This is a genomic window from Rhizobium sp. RU35A, from assembly GCF_900156005.1.
Classification (GTDB): domain Bacteria; phylum Pseudomonadota; class Alphaproteobacteria; order Rhizobiales; family Rhizobiaceae; genus Neorhizobium; species Neorhizobium straminoryzae.
Map to the genome: position 1 here is coordinate 60053 of NZ_FTMR01000012.1, position 16613 is coordinate 76665.

Genomic DNA, 16613 nt, shown 5'->3' on the forward strand with positions numbered 1-16613 from the left:
CGTCGCCTCCCGTCAGGCAATCGCCTGCTTCTGCATCTCGACCAGTTCAGCCGTCCCGGCGGCGGCGAGATCGAGCAGGGTCAGAAGTTCGTCGCGCGAAAAGGGCTTGCCTTCGGCCGTGCCCTGGACTTCCACGATGCCGCCGGCCCCCGTCATGACGAAGTTGGCATCGGTTTCGGCGGCGGAATCCTCGAGATAATCGAGGTCGATTACCGGCTGGCCGGCGAAGATGCCGCAGGAAATGGCTGCGATGTGATCCTTCAGCACGCGCTCCACCTTCACCATGTTGCGGGCTTCCATCCACTTCAGGCAGTCATGCAGCGCAATCCAGGCACCGGTGATGGAGGCCGTGCGGGTGCCGCCATCGGCCTGGATGACGTCGCAATCCACGGTGATCTGGCGTTCGCCAAGTGCTTCCAGATCGACGACGGCGCGCAACGAACGACCGATCAGACGCTGGATTTCCTGGGTGCGGCCGCCCTGCTTGCCGGAGGCGGCCTCGCGCTTCATGCGCTCGCCGGTGGCGCGCGGCAGCATGCCGTATTCGGCCGTCACCCAGCCCTTGCCGGAATTGCGCAGCCACGGCGGCGTCTTGTCCTCAAGGCTTGCGGTCACCAGCACATGGGTGTCGCCGAACTTCACCAGACAGGAGCCCTCGGCATGCTTCGAAACATTGCGTTCGAAGCTGACTTTGCGCATCTGGTCGGTTTTTCTGCCTGAGGGTCGCATCTCGTTCTCCTGACGGTTCCGTGATGGCGTCTTACGGCGATGGGGGCGCTTTTGCAAAGAAAAACCGGGCGACGATCGGGCAGCATGCGACGGGCTTCGATTTCCCTTTTGCCAATGCGGCAAGACACACTATATTCGTGTCATCCAGGACAAAGATAAGGTGAAATGCGTCAGATGGGTCTTCATACATCGGGAGGAAGGGACGGTACTTCCATGCTCGATGAGCGCTCGCGCGAGATCTTCCGCCGCATCGTCGAGAGCTATCTGGAAACCGGAGAGCCGCTCGGCTCGCGCAATCTCTCGCGCCTCTTGCCCATGTCGCTGTCGCCAGCCTCCGTGCGCAACGTGATGAGCGATCTGGAAGAGCTTGGCCTCATCTATTCTCCGCATGTGAGCGCCGGCCGGCTGCCGACCCAGAGCGGGCTGCGCTTCTTCGTCGATGCCTTCATGCAGGTGGGCGATCTTTCGGTTGCCGAGCAGGAAAGCATCGAGCGGCAGATCCGCCCGCTCGACCGCACCCAGCCGATGGAAAGCCTGATGACGGAGGCGAGCCGGATGCTCTCCGGCGTGTCGCGCGGAGCCGGCATCGTCATCACCGCCAAGAGCGATACGGTGCTGAAGCATGTGGAATTCATCCGTCTGGAGCCGACCAAGGCGCTCGCCATTCTGGTCGGCGACCACAACCAGGTGGAAAACCGCATCATCGACCTGCCGGCCGGCGTCACCTCCTCGCAGCTGACGGAAGCGGCCAATTTCCTCAATGCGCATCTGGCCGGCCAGACGCTGCCGGAACTGCGCAGCCAGTTGCAGAGCTTGAAGCATCAGGTGCAGTCGGAGCTCGACACCCTGTCGCGTGATCTCGTTGAGCGGGGCCTTGCCATCTGGGCCGGTGACAGCGAGGAGGGCAAGCCCGCCCGCCTCATCGTGCGCGGCCGCGCCAACCTGCTCGAAGGCGTGGCGGACGGTCAGGACATCGACCGCCTGCGCCTGCTGTTCGACGATCTCGAGAAGAAGGACAGCCTGATCGAGATCCTCGATCTCGCCGAAAGCGGGCCGGGCGTGCGCATTTTCATCGGTTCGGAAAACAAGCTTTTCTCGCTTTCCGGCTCCTCGCTGATCGTTGCACCCTATCGCGACGAGGAGGACCGCATCGTCGGCGCCGTCGGCGTCATCGGTCCGACGCGGCTGAACTATGCGCGCATCGTGCCGATGGTGGACTATACCGCCCAGCTTCTCGCGCGCCTGACCCGCAAACCGCTCTAGTCCCATCGACCGCCGGTTCGAGGCTGTCGCCTTTGATCGGCTTCAGCCTTGATTTTTCGGGTGCAAACCTCGATATCGGGCTCAAATTTCAACCCTCTACCGGAGACCGTCATGACCGACGAAACCAACAAGAACGGACCTGACGCGGCAGAACAGGATCTTGCGGCCGAGGCCGTATCCGCTGCCCAGGATGAGCATGCGGCAGATGCCGCCGAGGCGCCGGCCCCCGATCCGATCGAGGCGCTGAAGGCGGAAAACCTGGAACTGCGCGACCGCTTCCTGAGGCTTGCCGCAGAAATGGACAATCTGCGTCGCCGCACCGAGCGCGACGTGAAGGATGCCAAGTCCTATGCCGTGACCGCGTTTGCCCGCGACATGCTGGCCGTATCCGACAATCTGCGCCGCGCGCTGGAGTCCATTCCCGCCGAAGCGACGGAAAGCGGCAATGCTGGCCTGACGGCGCTGATCGAAGGCGTCGACATGACCGAGCGCGCCATGCTGTCGGCGCTGGAGCGTCACGGCGTGCGCAAGCTGGAACCGGAAGGCCAGAAGTTCGATCCGAACTTCCATCAGGCGATGTTCGAAATTCCCAATACCACGGTGCCGAACAACACGGTGCTGCAGGTGGTGCAGGCCGGCTATGTCATCGGCGAGCGCGTGCTGCGGCCAGCCATGGTGGGCGTTTCCAAGGGCGGCCCGAAGGCGGATGCGCCGGCCGCCGAAGCCGAGGCCGACAAGGGCTGATGGCCCGAAAGCCCTGATTCACAAGAGAAGGCCCCGCCTCCGGACTGGAGGCGGGGCCTTCTGTCGTCTGGGATATTCTGTTGTCGATCAGGCCGCGTTGGAGGCCTGCTCTTCCGTCAGGAAGGCATAGATGGCGGAAGCCGAATCGGTGGCGCGCAGCTTGGCGACCAGGTCCTGATCGCGCAGCACGCGCGCAATGCGCGACAATGCCTTCAGGTGATCGGCGCCAGCCCCTTCCGGGGCGAGAAGCAGGAAGACGAGATCCACCGGCTCGTCATCCAGTGCCTCGAAATCGACGGGTGTTTCCAGGCGGGCAAACAGGCCCTGGATGGCGCCGATGCTGCCGAGCTTGCCATGCGGGATGGCAATCCCGTGGCCGACCCCGGTGGAACCAAGCCGCTCGCGCTGGAGAATGACATCGAAGATTTCCCGCTCCGGCACACCCGTCAGCTTGGAGGCCCGGGCTGCCAGGTCCTGCAGCAACTGCTTCTTGGAGTTCACCTTGAGGGCGGGGATTATCGCATCTTGCTGCAGCAGGTCTGCCAACGCCATTCTTTCCATCCTTCTGCCCCCTATGGAGGGGGTATGGGAGTGCCCGCAGGCACTCCCGTCAGGCTTATCCCTTGATACTGGCGGCGTCGATCCAGCCAATATTGCCGTCATTGCGGCGGTAAACGATGTTCAACTGCTGGCCCGGATTGCGGAAGAACAGCACCGGTTCATCAGTCATGTCGAGCGCCATCACGGCGGTTGCGACCGTCATGGTCCTCAGAGGCTTGGAGCTTTCCGCCACGATCGTCGGCGCAAAATCGTCCGGCACCTCGTCTGTCTCATCCGGTACGCTGTCCACCACCGTATAGGCGATTTCCGCATAGCCGTTCTGGGTTGCGCCAGCATGGTGATCGCGCAGCTTGCGCTTATAGCGGCGCAGGCGCTTCTCGATGCGCTCCGCAGCCGCGTCATAGCTCAGCTGCGGGTCGGTCGCCTCGCCCGTCGCGTGCAGCACGACGCCGGTGTCGAGATGAAGCCTGCAATCCGTCGTGAAGCGTGAACTCGCCTTCTCGACAATCACCTGCCCCGCATAGCCCCCGTCAAAGTACTTTGTAACCGCCTCCCTGATATGGTCCTCAATGCGCGTTCTGAACGCATCGCCGATTTCCATATGTTTTCCGGATACACGCACACTCATGGAATTTTTTCCTTCTTGTCGTGACTTACGGGTGTCAGTCTACGTCAAGCGGCCCACTCATCCAAGCGTCTCTCGCGAGGCTTAGCCGAATTGAATTTCGAATGCCCTTTACCGGGCGTTACCGTCGGTGGCCCTTCCTGATTGCCGGTGCGGCGCGCTTCTAGCCGCAGGGGCCGCCAAAGTCAACGATGATCGGGGTTTCGCTGCGGAACGTGATCGCAGGCGAATCGCCCGACGGGCGCAAATGCATCGATGACGCGCTGTCCATGCAACCAAAGTCTGGGGTGATTCGTTGCGCCCTCAGCAGGCGGCGAGCTTGGCCAGCGCCCGCTTTTCGCGCCGCCGCTGGACAGAGGAGGGGATGTTCATCGCCTCGCGATACTTGGCGACGGTGCGCCGCGCCAGTTCCACGCCGCCGTTCTTGAGGCTGAGCACGATATCGTCGTCGGAGAGCACCGCATCGGGCGATTCCTTCTCGATCAGCATGCGGATGCGATGGCGCACCGCTTCCGCCGAATGGCTGTCGCCGCCCTCGGCCGAGCTGATGGACACCGTGAAGAAGTATTTCAGCTCGAACAGGCCCCGCGGGGTCAGCATGTACTTGTTCGAGGTGACGCGACTGACGGTCGATTCGTGCATCTTGATCGCATCGGCCACAGTTTTCAGGTTGAGCGGACGCAAATGATCGACGCCGTGGCGCAGGAAGGCGTCCTGCTGGCGTACGATTTCGGTCGCGACCTTGAGGATGGTGCGGGCGCGCTGGTCAAGGCTGCGCGTCAGCCAGTTGGCGGTCTGCAGGCATTCGGAGAGGAAGGCCTGGTCCTCGCTGCCGCGCGGGGCTGCCTTCGACACCGCCTGGAAATAGGTCTGGTTGACAAGCACGCGTGGCAGTGCGTCGGGGTTCAGCTCCACCAGCCAGCCCCCATCGCTGCCTTCCCGCACCACGATGTCCGGCAGGATCGCCTCGGAAACGCCGGTCTGGAAGCCGCTGCCCGGGCGCGGATTGAGGGCCCGGATCTCGCCCATCATGTCGAGCAGATCCTCGTCATCCACGCCGCAGATCTTGCGCAGGCTGGCGAAATCCCGCTTGGCCAGCAGCTCGAGATGGGAGAGCAGCGCCTGCATGGCCGGATCGAGGCGATCCTTCTGGGCAAGCTGGATCGCCAGGCATTCGCTGAGCGAGCGGGCGAAGACGCCGGGGGGATCGAGCGTCTGGAGCGCCGAGAGCGTCGCTTCCACCGTGGCGCGATCGGTTCCGAGCCGCTCGGCCGTCTCGTCGAGATCGCCCTGCAGGTAGCCGTTCTCGTCCAGCTGGTCGATCAGATGCTGGCCAATCAGCTGTGCAACCGCGCCGGTGAGCACAAAGGGCGCCTGGCGTGTCAGGTGGTCCTTCAGCGTCACTTCGCCCGCGACAAAATCATCGAGATCGAAGCTTTCACCGGCCTCGCCGCCGGGCATCGACTTCCACTGGCTCATCAGCTCCGGCGCATCGGGCCGGCGCTCCGCGCCATCATCCTGGAAGACGTTCTCGAAATCGGCGCCCAGCCGCTCGTTGAGCTGGTCGGGCTGGGCCGAGCCGTTGTCGAACCAGTCGCCGCCGTCGCCGGTCTGGTCCGGGCCTTCGGCGCCTGCCGGCCCATCGCCATAGGCTTCGCCGGAATCGGTGCCGTCGCTGCCTGTTTCGCCGTCATTTGACGCAAATTCCAGCAGCGGATTCTTTTCCACTTCCTGGGCCAGGAAGGTGTTGAGCTCAAGATGGGTCATCTGCAGCAGCTGGATGGACTGCATCAGCTGCGGCGTCATCACAAGGGATTGGCTCTGGCGCAGGACGAGGCTGGCTGACAATGCCATGATGGACGCTGAACTCCCTACAGATCCTCCGTCGCGCACCCTTCTTTTGCTGGGAACGGGTGCCGCGAGGAGCACTTGGCCCAAAAATTGCTTTTTTAGGAGTTTTGGTCAAGCGCCCCGGCGGGCTGCGGGAGAATTTCTTGTCAGGTTTGTGTCAGAGACTGAACTTGTCACCGAGATACAGGCGGCGGACATCGGCATTGTTGACGATGTCGTCAGCCCGGCCATGCGTCAGAACCTCGCCCGCATGGATAATGTAGGCGCGATCGATGAGGCCAAGCGTTTCACGCACGTTATGGTCCGTAATCAGAACGCCAATGCCGCGCGCCGTCAAGTGACGCACAAGGTTTTGAATGTCGGATACCGAGATCGGGTCGACGCCGGCAAAGGGCTCGTCGAGCAGCATGAAGGCCGGATCGGTGGCGAGTGCGCGGGCGATTTCCAGACGACGGCGTTCGCCGCCGGACAGCGCCACCGCCGGCGACTTGCGCAGCCGGCTGATGTGGAATTCCTCCAGAAGCTCGTCGAGCTTGCGTTCCCTCTTTGCGGTATCGCGTTCATGCACTTCCAGCACGGCGCGGATGTTCTGTTCGACCGTCAGTCCGCGAAAGATCGAGGCTTCCTGCGGCAGGTAGCCGACGCCAAGGCGGGCACGGCGATACATCGGCATGCGGGTCACGTCATTGCCGTCGATGGCGATCATGCCCTCGTCAACGCCTACAAGGCCTGTGATCATGTAGAAACAGGTGGTCTTGCCGGCGCCGTTCGGCCCCAGCAGGCCGACGGCTTCGCCACGGCGGACGACCATCGACACGCCGTTGACGACACGACGCGTGTCGTATGTCTTCGACAGGTTGTGGGCGATCAGCGTGCCTTCATAGCGCGCCTTGTCGCTGGGATCGAAGACGTCGGATGCGTCCTTCTTGGGACGCCGGGAAAACAGGGACATCGGGCCGTTCGGTCTCGTTTCTACTGCTTCGGCTGCTGCGGGCGCGACTTCGGATCGAGCATGATCTCGACGCGGCCACCGCAGGCATCCAGCTTGGCTTCGCCGGTCTCCATGTGCACCGTCAGCTTGCAGCCGCGGAAGACGTTGGGACCATCGGACAGCACCACCTGCTTGCCGGTCAGCACGAAGGTCTGGCTTGCCATATCGAAGACGCCATTGTCGGCGCTGGCCTGCTGGGTACCGGAGGTCAGCACGACCTTGTCATCCATGAAGATCTTGTCGATATCGGTCTGGCCGCTCGAAACCGTGGTGCCTTCACCCTTGTAGAGCACCGTCATGGTGCCGGAATGCATGGTCGTCCCGCCCTGCACCACCTGCACATTGCCGGTGAAATAGGCCTTCTTTTCCTCGTCCTTGATCTGCAGCTGATCGCTCTGGATCTGGATGGGCTGGTCGTTGGACAGCTTCATGCCATCCATCTTTTTCGTGGTGCTCTGGGCTGCGGCGCCGGTGGCGAGACAGACAAGCGCGAGGCCGGTGATCAGCCGGGTTGCGGAGAGACGTGCGGTGGGGCGGCGAAGGGTCATGGGGCCGGGCTCGGTTTGCCTTGGTTGCGGAGTGCGGCGCCCGCCAGATTGACCTGGACCTGACCCGCGAAGGTAATGGTATGTCCCTTATCCGACATCTTCATCGACTGTGCAACAATCGACGCCTTGTCGGTTGTAATCCGCACCGGCGTGTTCGATTCCATCATGCTCTGCGGCACGTCGATGAAGGCAGACTGGAATTCGGCGCTGATGCCGTTGCTGAGATTGACGGTGAAGGGATGGGTCATGTTCAGCCTGTCGGCCGAACGGTCGAACAGGCCCGCGCTCGCCACCACGCGGGCAATCACGTCGGCATTTAGCGGCACGGCGGCCTTGACGTTCTCAAGCTCGATCATGTCGGGCTTGGCGACGTCCTGGAGGGCGCGCGTGGCGGTGAGTGAATAGCTGATGCCCTTTGCATTGCGCCCGGCCATGGCGGGGCTTTCCATGACGATCTTGCCGTCCTCGATCGTGGCGCTCTGGATCGTCAGGTTTTCCGGCAGATAGGCGCGCACGAAGGAAACCCCGATGAAGGCCGCCGAAATCACGGCGGCGGCGACCGGAAGCAGGACGCGCAGGCGCTGAACACGGCGCGAGTGGGCAAGCGCCGACCGATAGGCGGCGGCGCGTCGCTCGTTGAGCGCGATATCCTGCACGTGTGTGGTGGTCTGAAGCATTGAAACCTTTTGAATCCTTGCGCAAAACATCTCGCGCAAGCCTGACGGGAGCCTGCGGGCAGGCTTCCTCCACCTCCAATATGGCTTTAATCCATCAACAAACAATAACGACCGACACAATTTCGTGTAAACCCCCTGTTCTGACATGGCAGGATCACGGCCAGCGAATCGACCCCGCAAGGGGAAGCGAGGTCCCGAAGGGGACAGAAGGTGAGGACATCGATGGATACACAGGCAATCGCAGACCGGCGCCAGTTGCGGCGCAAGCTGACCTTCTGGCGTGTGGCGGCCGTGCTGCTCGTGATCGCCATCGGCTTTTCGCTGTATCGCTACGTGGCGCCGGATGGCGCGGCAACGCCGCACGTGGCGCGCATCGAGATTTCCGGCATGATCACCGACGACGACGAACTGATCGACCGGCTGGACAGGATTGCCAAGAACAGCCAGGTGAAGGCGCTGATCGTCTCGATTTCCTCCCCCGGCGGCACGACCTATGGCGGCGAGCGCATCTTCAAGGCACTGCGCGCGGTGGCGGAGAAGAAGCCCGTCGTCTCCGACATCCGCACGCTTGCGGCCTCCGCCGGCTACATGATCGCCTCTGCCGGCGATACCATCGTGGCGGGCGAAAGCTCCATCACGGGATCGATCGGCGTCATCTTCCAGTATCCGCAGCTGCAGCCGCTTCTGGAAAAGCTCGGCGTATCGCTGGAAGAGATCAAGTCCGCCCCTCTGAAGGCCGAGCCTTCGCCCTTCCATCCGGCCAGCGACGAGGCGAAAGCCGTGATTCGCGCCATGGTGATGGACAGCTATGACTGGTTCGTCGATCTCGTTGCCGATCGCCGCAAGCTTTCGCGCGAAGAGGCGCTGAAGCTGGCTGACGGACGCATCTATACCGGGCGGCAGGCTGTGAAGCTCAAGCTCGTCGACGAACTGGGCGGCCTTCCGCAGATCCGCCATTATCTCGCCGGACGCGGCGTTGCAGAGAACCTTCCCATCGTCGACTGGAAGCGCAAGGATGATCGCGGCCTTCTGTCGCTCGCCTCGGCGCTGCATGTGGCCCGCCTGATGGGTCTCGATGTCGGTGCGGCGCAGGAAACGCTCGGCGCGACCGGTGTTTCCAAGTTGTTCCTTGACGGTCTGGTCTCGGTTTGGCAGGTTGGCGGCGAGTGAAAACCTAATCCTTTCAGGGGGAAGTCGTGATCAAGTCGGAACTGGTGCAGATCGTCGCGGCGCGTAACCCGCACCTTTATCATCGCGACGTGGAAAACATCGTCAACGCCGTTCTGGACGAAATCACCGATGCACTGGCCGCCGGCAACCGGGTCGAGCTGCGCGGCTTTGGCGCTTTTTCCGTGAAGAACCGTCCCTCACGCTCGGGCCGCAACCCCCGCACCGGGGAAACCGTGTTCGTGGAGGAAAAGTGGGTGCCCTTCTTCAAGACGGGCAAGGAACTGCGCGAGCGGCTGAACCCTGACCTTGCCGATGACGATAGTGACGAAGACGCCGACTGAGCGGCTCGTCCTTCTTTGCCTCTGTCGCGCCTGCCTTGAAAGCGCCGCGACAGGCCCTATCATCGCCTGACAACGCGCGCTGCCTACGCGGCGCATTGGATGAGACAAGAGCCGGGAGCCGCCGATGAACCGGGTGAAGAAGATCGTCAGTCTGGTGGTTTTCGTGCCGATCGCGATCATTCTGATCGTGCTGTGCGTAACCAACCGTCAGACGGTAACGTTGGCGCTGAATCCCTTTCAGCCGGATGATTCGGTCCTGTCGGTGAGCGCCCCCTTCTTTCTGTTCCTGTTCCTCGCTGTTCTGTTCGGAATGCTCCTCGGCTCGCTGGTGACCTGGATTGCCCAGGGCAAACATCGCCGTCTGGCGCGTCAGGAAGCCCGCGCGGCGATGAAACTTCGGGATGCTCCGGCTTCTGCAAAGCCGCAGCCGCCGTTGACGGGCGCATCCATGCTGCCGCCCGCCAAGGGATGATGCTCAGGCATCTTTCGTGGCGTTGCCGGCACCGACGACCGCATTGAAACTGGCGAAAAACTGCTGGGCGAGCTTCTGCGAGGTCGAACCGATCAGCCGTGATCCGAGCTGTGCGAGCTTGCCGCCGACCTGTGCATCCACGTTGTAGCGCAGGATCGTCTCGTTGCCATCCTCTGTCAGGGCGACATCGGCAAAGCCCTTGGCGAAGCCGGCAATGCCGCCCTTCCCCTCGCCGGCGATGCGATAGCTTTCCGGAGGTATCATATCCGAGAGGGTGACCTCGCCGCTGAAGCTGGCCGATACCGGGCCGATCTTCACCTTCACCGTCGCGGCCAGTTCTGTGGGCGATCGCTGTTCCAGCGACTGACAGCCCGGAATGCACTGGCGCAGGATCTCCGGATCGTTCAGGGCTGCCCAGACGACCGACCTTGGCGCGGCGATGCGCTCTTCTCCATTGATATCCATCTTGTCCTCCCGGGGTCTGCTCCCATCAAGACCCTTCAACTCCCTGTATCGCAGAGGGGAAAGCGCTTTGCCAAGGGGCAGACCAGTGCTATTTGCTCGGCAAGACCTGCCAGCAGCGGACAAGACGCTTTGAAGAAGACATTTGAGCGGCGCGAGCCGCGCTCCCAGAAGACCAAGGGCGAGGGGCCGCGCCGCGAGCGCCACGACGAGCGCCCGCGTGGAAAGCCGGTGAGAGCCGAGAAGCCGGCGAGGAGCGAGACGCCGGCCAAGGCTGCGCGCCAGGATGCCGCAGCCGCGCCCGCTGCCGAAACGCGTCCGCTGATCCGCCGCAGCGGCGAACGGCCCGCTGAGCGCGTTCCGGTGATTCTCGAATCGACGGGCGCGGGCGACTTTCACCTGATCGACAGCGGCCAGGGGCTGAAACTCGAACAATACGGTCCCTACAGAATCGTGCGGCCGGAAGCGCAGGCGCTGTGGCAGCCGTCACTTGCCCCGCATGTCTGGGAGGGGGCGGATGCCGTCTTCACCGGCGATACGGACGAGGATGGCATGGGCCGCTGGCGGTTTCCGAAGGTCGCCCTTGGCGAAACCTGGCCGCTGTCGCTGCTCGACATCGATTTTCTCGGTCGCTTCACCGCCTTTCGCCATGTCGGTGTGTTTCCGGAGCAGATTGTCCACTGGTCCTGGGTCAAAGCCCAAGCTGAACGCGCCGGCCGCCCGATCCGGGTGCTGAACCTGTTCGGCTATACCGGGGTTGCCTCGCTGGTGGCCGCCGCTGCCGGCGCAGAAGTGACGCATGTCGATGCCTCCAAGAAGGCGATCGGCTGGGCCAGGGAAAACCAGGCGCTGTCGCGGCTGGAGCGTGCGCCGATCCGCTGGATCTGTGAGGACGCGATGAAGTTCATCCTGCGCGAGGAGCGCCGTGGCAACCGCTACGACATCATTCTGGCCGACCCGCCGAAATTCGGGCGTGGTCCGAATGGCGAGGTCTTCCACCTGTTCGAGCAGCTGCCGCTGATGCTGGATGTCTGCCGCGAAATCCTGTCGCCTGATGCGATCGGCCTGGTTCTGACCGCCTATTCCATCCGGGCCAGCTTCTATTCGATCCATGAGCTGATGCGCGAGACGATGCGTGGTGCCGGTGGCGTGGTCGAATCCGGCGAGCTGGTCATTCGCGAGGCGGGGCTCGATGGCAAGAGCCATGGCCGGGCGCTTTCCACTTCCCTGTTCAGCCGATGGGTGCGCGCATGAGAGACGACGATTTCAAGACGGGCGCCCGCTTCGGATCGGGCCGCGTCGGGCAGGTGAAGGAAGTCACCAGCCTGTCCAACCCGATCATCAAGGATATCAAGGCGCTGACCAACAAGAAGGACCGCGAGGAAAGCGGTACCTTCATGGCCGAGGGACTGAAGCTCGTCATCGATGCACTGGAACTTGGCTGGAGCATCCGCACGCTGGTTTATGCCAAGGCCGCCAAAGGCAAGCCGCTGGTGGAGCAGGTGGCGGCAAAGACCGTGGCGCGCGGCGGGCTGGTGCTGGAAGTCAGCGAGAAAGTGCTTTCCTCCGTCACCCGGCGCGACAATCCGCAGATGGTGGTCGGCATCTTCGAGCAGCAATGGCAGCGCCTCGATCATCTTGTGCCGGAGAAGAACCAGACTTTCGTGGCGCTCGACCGGGTGCGCGATCCCGGCAATCTCGGCACCATCATCCGCACCGCCGATGCGGCGGGAGCGTCCGGCGTGATCCTGGTCGGCGAGTGCACCGATCCGTTTTCGCTGGAAACGGTGCGGGCCACCATGGGCTCCATCTTTGCCATGCCGCTCTACCGGGTGCCGGTGACGGATTTCCTTGCCTTCAGCCGCCAGTCCGGCGCGCAGGTGGTGGCAACGCATCTGGCGGGTGCCGTGGACTATCGCACCATCGATTACAGGGCGAAGCCCACCATCCTGCTGATGGGCAACGAGCAATCGGGCCTGCCGGAGCAACTGGCCAATGCCGCCGACCGTCTCGCCCGCATTCCGCAGCAGGGCCTGGCGGATTCGCTCAATCTCGCGGTCGCAACAGCGGTCATGCTGTTCGAGGCGCGCCGCCATCTCCTGAGCCTGGAGGCCTGATGCCCGAGACCGTTGAGACCAAGCCGACGCTTCTGTCACGTCCGGTGCCGATCCTTGCCTTCGTGTGTGCCGCCGTCCTGCTCGACCAGGTCATCAAGATCGCGGTGGAGGCGTTGCTACCGCTGCAGGAGGCGGTGCATGTGCTGCCCTTTTTCGCGCTCTACCGCACCTACAATCTCGGCGTTGCCTTCTCGATGCTGTCCGACATGGAGGGCTGGTTCATCGTGACGATGCGCCTCGTCATCGTCGCCTTCGTGCTGTGGCTGTGGCAGCGCACGCCCAAGGACCGGACCTTCGCGCATACGGGCTTTGCTCTCATCATTGCTGGCGCGCTTGGGAACATTCTGGACCGTTTCATCTACGGTCACGTCATTGATTATCTGCTTTTCTATACACAGACTTGGTCTTTCGCTGTCTTCAACCTTGCCGATTCTTTCATTACGATTGGCGCGGGTTGCGTGATACTGGACGAAATTCTAGGGTCTGGACGCAGGCAGGCGTAAATTCTACCCTTGAGGCGTAAAGCATTGGGAAGGAAACACGTGCTAAGGAGAGCCGTGCGACTGTGCCAATGCCGATCTGCAAGGCGGACCTTCTTCATCCTGCCGTTGAATGGAGCCGGGCCTGGGCGGGCGCGGTGGAGGTCAGACCGGCGAGGCCGTGGCGCGGCTGAGGTGGCGAGTCATTGTCTGGGCATGCATTGCGGAGCCTTGGGGGGCCATGGAACATCTGGTGACAGCCGGCGAAGCGATCCCGAAGGCGGACTTGCCCTCCTCCGGTCAGCGTGCCGTGGCGATGGAGGCGCTTGCCCGCAGCTTCCTTGAGAGCCAGGATCTGTTTTCCGCACCGGCGCTGGTGCGCGCGCTCAATGGCCGCATTCTCCTGGCAAACCGAACGCTGGCCCGCATGATTGCCCCCGCCATTGCCGAGGGCTGCATGCCCGAGGAAGTTGGGATCGGCCTGCCACACGAACCGCTGGTGCAGCCCAAGGATATCGAGGTGCTGACACCGCAGGGCATGCTCGTTCTCTGGTGGCAGGACCGGGTCGTGGAGAGCGAGACTTCCCGCGATGTCTGGGTGTTCAGCGTGGCGCGCGACGTGACCGTCGAACGCGCCGCGGGCCAGCAGCGCGAGGAAGCCCGGCTGCATGCCGAAGAGGAGAGCCTTGCCAAGACCCGGCACATGGCAACGGTCGTGCACGAACTGCGCACGCCGCTGACCGGCATTCTCGGCATGAGCCACCTGCTGGAGCAGACCAGCCTGACGCTTGAGCAGAAGAACTACATCAACGGTGTCCATCAGGCGGGCCTTGCCATGGCCCAGCTGGTCGATGACCTCCTGGATTATGCCACGCTGCAGGCGGGTCGCTTCCGTCTAAACAGCCGCGCGGAAAACCTGCGCCAGCTGCTGGAAAGCGTGGTGGAGATGCTGGCGCCGCGCGCCCACGAGAAATCGATCGAGATCGGCGCGACGGTTGCCTTCGATGTGCCGACCCTCATGGACTTCGATCCGGCGCGGCTGCGTCAGGTTCTTTTCAATGTCATCGGCAATGCCGTCAAGTTCACCCGCATGGGCGGGGTGTTGACCCGCGTGGCCATGGATGGCCGTGACGTGGTGATTACCGTTGCCGATACCGGCCCCGGCATGACGCGTGAGGAGCAGCAGCGCGTGTTTGCCGAGTTCGAGCAGGCGGGATCTGCCAGCGAGCGCAGTGGCGGCACCGGCCTTGGCCTGTCGATTGCGACCCGTATCCTGCGCGAATTCGGCGGTTCGCTGTCTGTTGCCAGCGAAAAGGGCCGCGGCACCACCTTCACCATCCGCTTTCCGGCCAGCTTCGTGGATTCCGGCAAGGAGGGCAATGACCGTATGCTGCTGCTGCGCTCCTCGCGGGTGCTGCTCATTGCGCCGGCCGGACCCGCCGCTGCGGCCACCAGCGCCACCATCGAGACGCTTGGCGGCCGGTGCCGGCATGTCCGCTCGCTGGAGGAGGCCGAATTCACGATCGCGCAACTGGCCCGGCAGGGCATGGCCTTTACCGATGTGATCATCGATCACCGCGTCGGCGGCATGTTGGCCTCGTCGGTCGCCATGCAGTCCATGCGCCGCATCCTTCTGGTCAGTCCCGAGGAGCGCGCGGCCCAGCCCTGGGACAGTTTCGATGCCTGGCTGATCCGGCCCTTGCGCGAACAGTCTCTGGTGGACGTGCTGCGCGGACGGCTGGGCGGTCTTGCCGGCCGGTTGCCGCAGGACATGCGCATCGAGATGCGCCCGCAGCCCGTCGTGCCGGAGGCGAAGCGCCTCTCGGTTCTTCTGGCGGAAGACGACCCGGTCAGCGCCATGATGGTCAGTGCCGCTCTGCGCAAGGCAGGCCATCTGGTCGAGCATGTCAGCGATCTTGCGGCGCTGCAGCGTGCAACCGAGGCCGAGCGCCATCCCGACGTGATCATCTCGGACATTCACATGCCGGGCGGGGATCTGGGCGAGGTTCTGTCAGCCCTGCGCGGACGCGGCACCGCCGGCAAGGGACGCTCAGCCCCAGTGCTTGTGCTCAGCGGCGATATGAACGAAGCGCTGCAGCAGGACATGCTGGCGCGCGGGGCCTGCTGCGTGTTGCAGAAGCCTGTCGATCCGCAGGTCCTGCTGGCCGAGCTGGACGCTGTCATCTCCCGCTGCCGGGCGGGGTGATTGGCACGCATCAAATCCCCTCTGGGCAAGGCTTTCGGGGTGATGTAGATGTTTTGTCACTTTCCTGTTGCAGTTTGGTGATCTATGGGATCAACTTCCTGGGACGGATGAGATGTGATGACCCTTGAACTGCTGGAACGCGATGTGTCGCTGAGCGTCGAACAACCTGCCGTGCAGGCTCCGGTACGCAGCGATGTGTTCGGCCGGATCGGCACGCTAGAGACCAGATTGGCCCGCAACGGCCGCGAAGTGGATGCCGCCCAGGCGCTGCGCTATCGCGTTTTCGTTGAGGAAATGCACGCCCAGCTGCCGCCGGATGCCATGCGCCGCAAGCGCGATGTGGATGCCTTCGATGACATCTGCGACCATCTTCTTGTGGTCGATACGGCGCTCGACGGTGATCCGGAAGACCAGATCGTCGGGACCTACCGCCTGCTGCGCCAGGACGTGGCCATGGCGCATGGCGGCTTCTACACGGCCTGCGAATTCGATATCGAGCCGCTTCTCGCACGCCATGCCGGCAAGCGTTTCATGGAGCTTGGCCGGTCCTGCGTGCTGCCGCACTATCGCACCAAGCGCACTGTTGAACTGCTGTGGCAGGGCAACTGGGCCTATGCGCTACGCCACGGCATTCACGCGATGATCGGCTGTGCCTCCTTCCCCGGCGTCAGCCCCGAACAGCATGCGCTGGCGCTGTCCTTTCTGCATCACACGGTTCTGGCCAAGGACGAATGGGCGGCGAGCGCCCGTCCCGATCTTTACCGCGAAATGGACCTGATGCCGCTGGAGGCCGTCAACCCGAAGCGGGCGCTGATGGCGATGCCGCCGCTGATCAAGGGGTATCTGCGTCTCGGCGCCATGATCGGCAACGGCGCTGTGGTAGATCAGGCCTTCAATACCACCGACGTGCTTGTGGTGCTGCCGACCGAATCGATCTCCGGTCGCTACATCAATTACTACGGCGCAGACGCCGGCCGCTTCGCCAGCTGATTCGAAGAGACGTCAGACCCGGTGCGCCATGCGGCGCGACCGTGCGATCTGCCGTGCGCAGATCATCTCCTCCCGGATGCCCCGGGCAATCAGGATCCGGTCGAACGGATCCTTGAGATTGGGGGGCGAGGTCCGTGTGAGGGCGTGAAGGCTGTCAAAATCATCCGGACGAGGGAATTTGCCGTCCAGAAAGCCAACGCGTCGCTTCGGCTTCTGGGCGTCTTCGACGGCAACCACCTTCAGCGGCTTGCCGTCCTTCGCAATGACAAAGCCATCGCCGTTTGCCGCCTCGTCGACGAGGCGGGACAGTTGCGCATGGGCTTCCTGCAGGCTGACCCTCTTCATGGGCTCTCCCCGGGTGGGCTGTCACGCGAAGTTTAGCCCACC

General features: G+C 63.2%; 19 protein-coding genes. 10 read left to right on the forward strand and 9 right to left on the reverse strand.

Features of this window, described 5'->3' with window-relative positions; all coding sequences use genetic code 11:
* Positions 1-12 precede the first annotated feature (12 nt).
* Complete coding sequence (rph, locus tag F3H95_RS22260; protein WP_149747609.1) at positions 13-729, reverse strand: ribonuclease PH; 717 nt, start codon at positions 727-729, stop codon at positions 13-15.
* 174 nt (positions 730-903) lie between these two features.
* Here rph and hrcA point away from each other — a divergent pair, with 174 nt between their 5' ends.
* Positions 904-1992: a heat-inducible transcriptional repressor HrcA gene (gene hrcA, locus F3H95_RS22265; RefSeq protein WP_149747610.1), complete on the forward strand. Its 1089-nt coding sequence runs from the start codon at positions 904-906 to the stop codon at positions 1990-1992.
* Between the two features lie 111 nt (positions 1993-2103).
* Positions 2104-2736 (forward strand): nucleotide exchange factor GrpE, encoded by a 633-nt coding sequence (gene grpE, locus F3H95_RS22270; protein WP_149747611.1) that lies wholly within the window; start codon positions 2104-2106, stop codon positions 2734-2736.
* Between the two features lie 87 nt (positions 2737-2823).
* Here grpE and ptsN read toward each other — a convergent pair whose 3' ends face one another.
* The 6 genes from ptsN to lptC form a co-directional block, all read right to left on the reverse strand.
* Positions 2824-3288, reverse strand: a complete 465-nt coding sequence (gene ptsN / locus F3H95_RS22275) for a PTS IIA-like nitrogen regulatory protein PtsN (RefSeq protein WP_149747612.1) — start codon at positions 3286-3288, stop codon at positions 2824-2826.
* Positions 3289-3352: 64 nt separating this feature from the next.
* Entirely contained in the window at positions 3353-3925 is a 573-nt protein-coding gene (gene raiA / locus F3H95_RS22280; RefSeq protein WP_149747613.1) for a ribosome-associated translation inhibitor RaiA, read from the reverse strand.
* 300 nt (positions 3926-4225) lie between these two features.
* Positions 4226-5776 carry an RNA polymerase factor sigma-54 gene (gene rpoN / locus F3H95_RS22285; RefSeq protein WP_143127924.1) on the reverse strand — a complete coding sequence of 517 codons (1551 nt, stop codon included), beginning with the start codon at positions 5774-5776 and terminating at the stop codon, positions 4226-4228.
* Between the two features lie 154 nt (positions 5777-5930).
* On the reverse strand, positions 5931-6725 hold the full coding sequence (lptB, locus tag F3H95_RS22290) for an LPS export ABC transporter ATP-binding protein (protein ID WP_143127923.1): 795 nt from the start codon (positions 6723-6725) through the stop codon (positions 5931-5933).
* Positions 6726-6745: 20 nt separating this feature from the next.
* Positions 6746-7312, reverse strand: a complete 567-nt coding sequence (locus F3H95_RS22295; protein ID WP_149747614.1) for an LptA/OstA family protein — start codon at positions 7310-7312, stop codon at positions 6746-6748.
* The gene (lptC, locus tag F3H95_RS22300) at positions 7309-7989 is read right to left on the reverse strand and encodes an LPS export ABC transporter periplasmic protein LptC (protein ID WP_149747615.1); all 681 of its coding nucleotides are present in this window, start codon (positions 7987-7989) and stop codon (positions 7309-7311) included. Before lptC ends, F3H95_RS22295 begins: the two co-directional genes overlap by 4 nt.
* Positions 7990-8211: 222 nt before the next feature.
* Between lptC and sppA the strand changes: the two genes are divergently transcribed.
* The 3 genes from sppA (at position 8212) to F3H95_RS22315 (ending at position 9972) form a co-directional block, all read left to right on the forward strand.
* Complete coding sequence (gene sppA / locus F3H95_RS22305; protein ID WP_143127920.1) at positions 8212-9159, forward strand: signal peptide peptidase SppA; 948 nt, start codon at positions 8212-8214, stop codon at positions 9157-9159.
* Between the two features lie 26 nt (positions 9160-9185).
* On the forward strand, positions 9186-9500 hold the full coding sequence (locus F3H95_RS22310; protein ID WP_143127919.1) for an integration host factor subunit beta: 315 nt from the start codon (positions 9186-9188) through the stop codon (positions 9498-9500).
* Between the two features lie 124 nt (positions 9501-9624).
* A complete protein-coding gene (locus F3H95_RS22315; protein ID WP_143127918.1) occupies positions 9625-9972 on the forward strand; it encodes a lipopolysaccharide assembly protein LapA domain-containing protein in 348 nt (115 codons plus the stop codon).
* A gap of 3 nt (positions 9973-9975) precedes the next feature.
* Here the strand turns inward: F3H95_RS22315 and F3H95_RS22320 are convergent, their stop codons facing one another.
* Positions 9976-10437, reverse strand: coding sequence for a carbon monoxide dehydrogenase subunit G (locus tag F3H95_RS22320; RefSeq protein ID WP_149747616.1), 462 nt, complete (start codon positions 10435-10437; stop codon positions 9976-9978).
* Positions 10438-10566: 129 nt separating this feature from the next.
* Between F3H95_RS22320 and F3H95_RS22325 the strand changes: the two genes are divergently transcribed.
* The 5 genes from F3H95_RS22325 to F3H95_RS22345 all read left to right on the forward strand — a co-directional run bounded on the left by F3H95_RS22325 (position 10567) and on the right by F3H95_RS22345 (position 16226).
* Positions 10567-11688, forward strand: coding sequence for a class I SAM-dependent methyltransferase (locus F3H95_RS22325; protein ID WP_149747617.1), 1122 nt, complete (start codon positions 10567-10569; stop codon positions 11686-11688).
* Positions 11685-12551 carry an RNA methyltransferase gene (locus tag F3H95_RS22330; RefSeq protein WP_143127915.1) on the forward strand — a complete coding sequence of 289 codons (867 nt, stop codon included), beginning with the start codon at positions 11685-11687 and terminating at the stop codon, positions 12549-12551. Before F3H95_RS22325 ends, F3H95_RS22330 begins: the two co-directional genes overlap by 4 nt.
* The gene (gene lspA / locus F3H95_RS22335) at positions 12551-13054 is read left to right on the forward strand and encodes a signal peptidase II (protein ID WP_149747618.1); all 504 of its coding nucleotides are present in this window, start codon (positions 12551-12553) and stop codon (positions 13052-13054) included. Before F3H95_RS22330 ends, lspA begins: the two co-directional genes overlap by 1 nt.
* A 217-nt stretch (positions 13055-13271) precedes the next feature.
* Positions 13272-15236, forward strand: a complete 1965-nt coding sequence (locus F3H95_RS22340) for a hybrid sensor histidine kinase/response regulator (RefSeq protein WP_188134455.1) — start codon at positions 13272-13274, stop codon at positions 15234-15236.
* A 117-nt stretch (positions 15237-15353) separates the two neighbouring features.
* Complete coding sequence (locus F3H95_RS22345; RefSeq protein WP_149747620.1) at positions 15354-16226, forward strand: GNAT family N-acetyltransferase; 873 nt, start codon at positions 15354-15356, stop codon at positions 16224-16226.
* A gap of 12 nt (positions 16227-16238) precedes the next feature.
* Here F3H95_RS22345 and F3H95_RS27715 read toward each other — a convergent pair whose 3' ends face one another.
* Complete coding sequence (locus F3H95_RS27715; RefSeq protein WP_149747621.1) at positions 16239-16571, reverse strand: hypothetical protein; 333 nt, start codon at positions 16569-16571, stop codon at positions 16239-16241.
* Positions 16572-16613 lie beyond the last annotated feature (42 nt).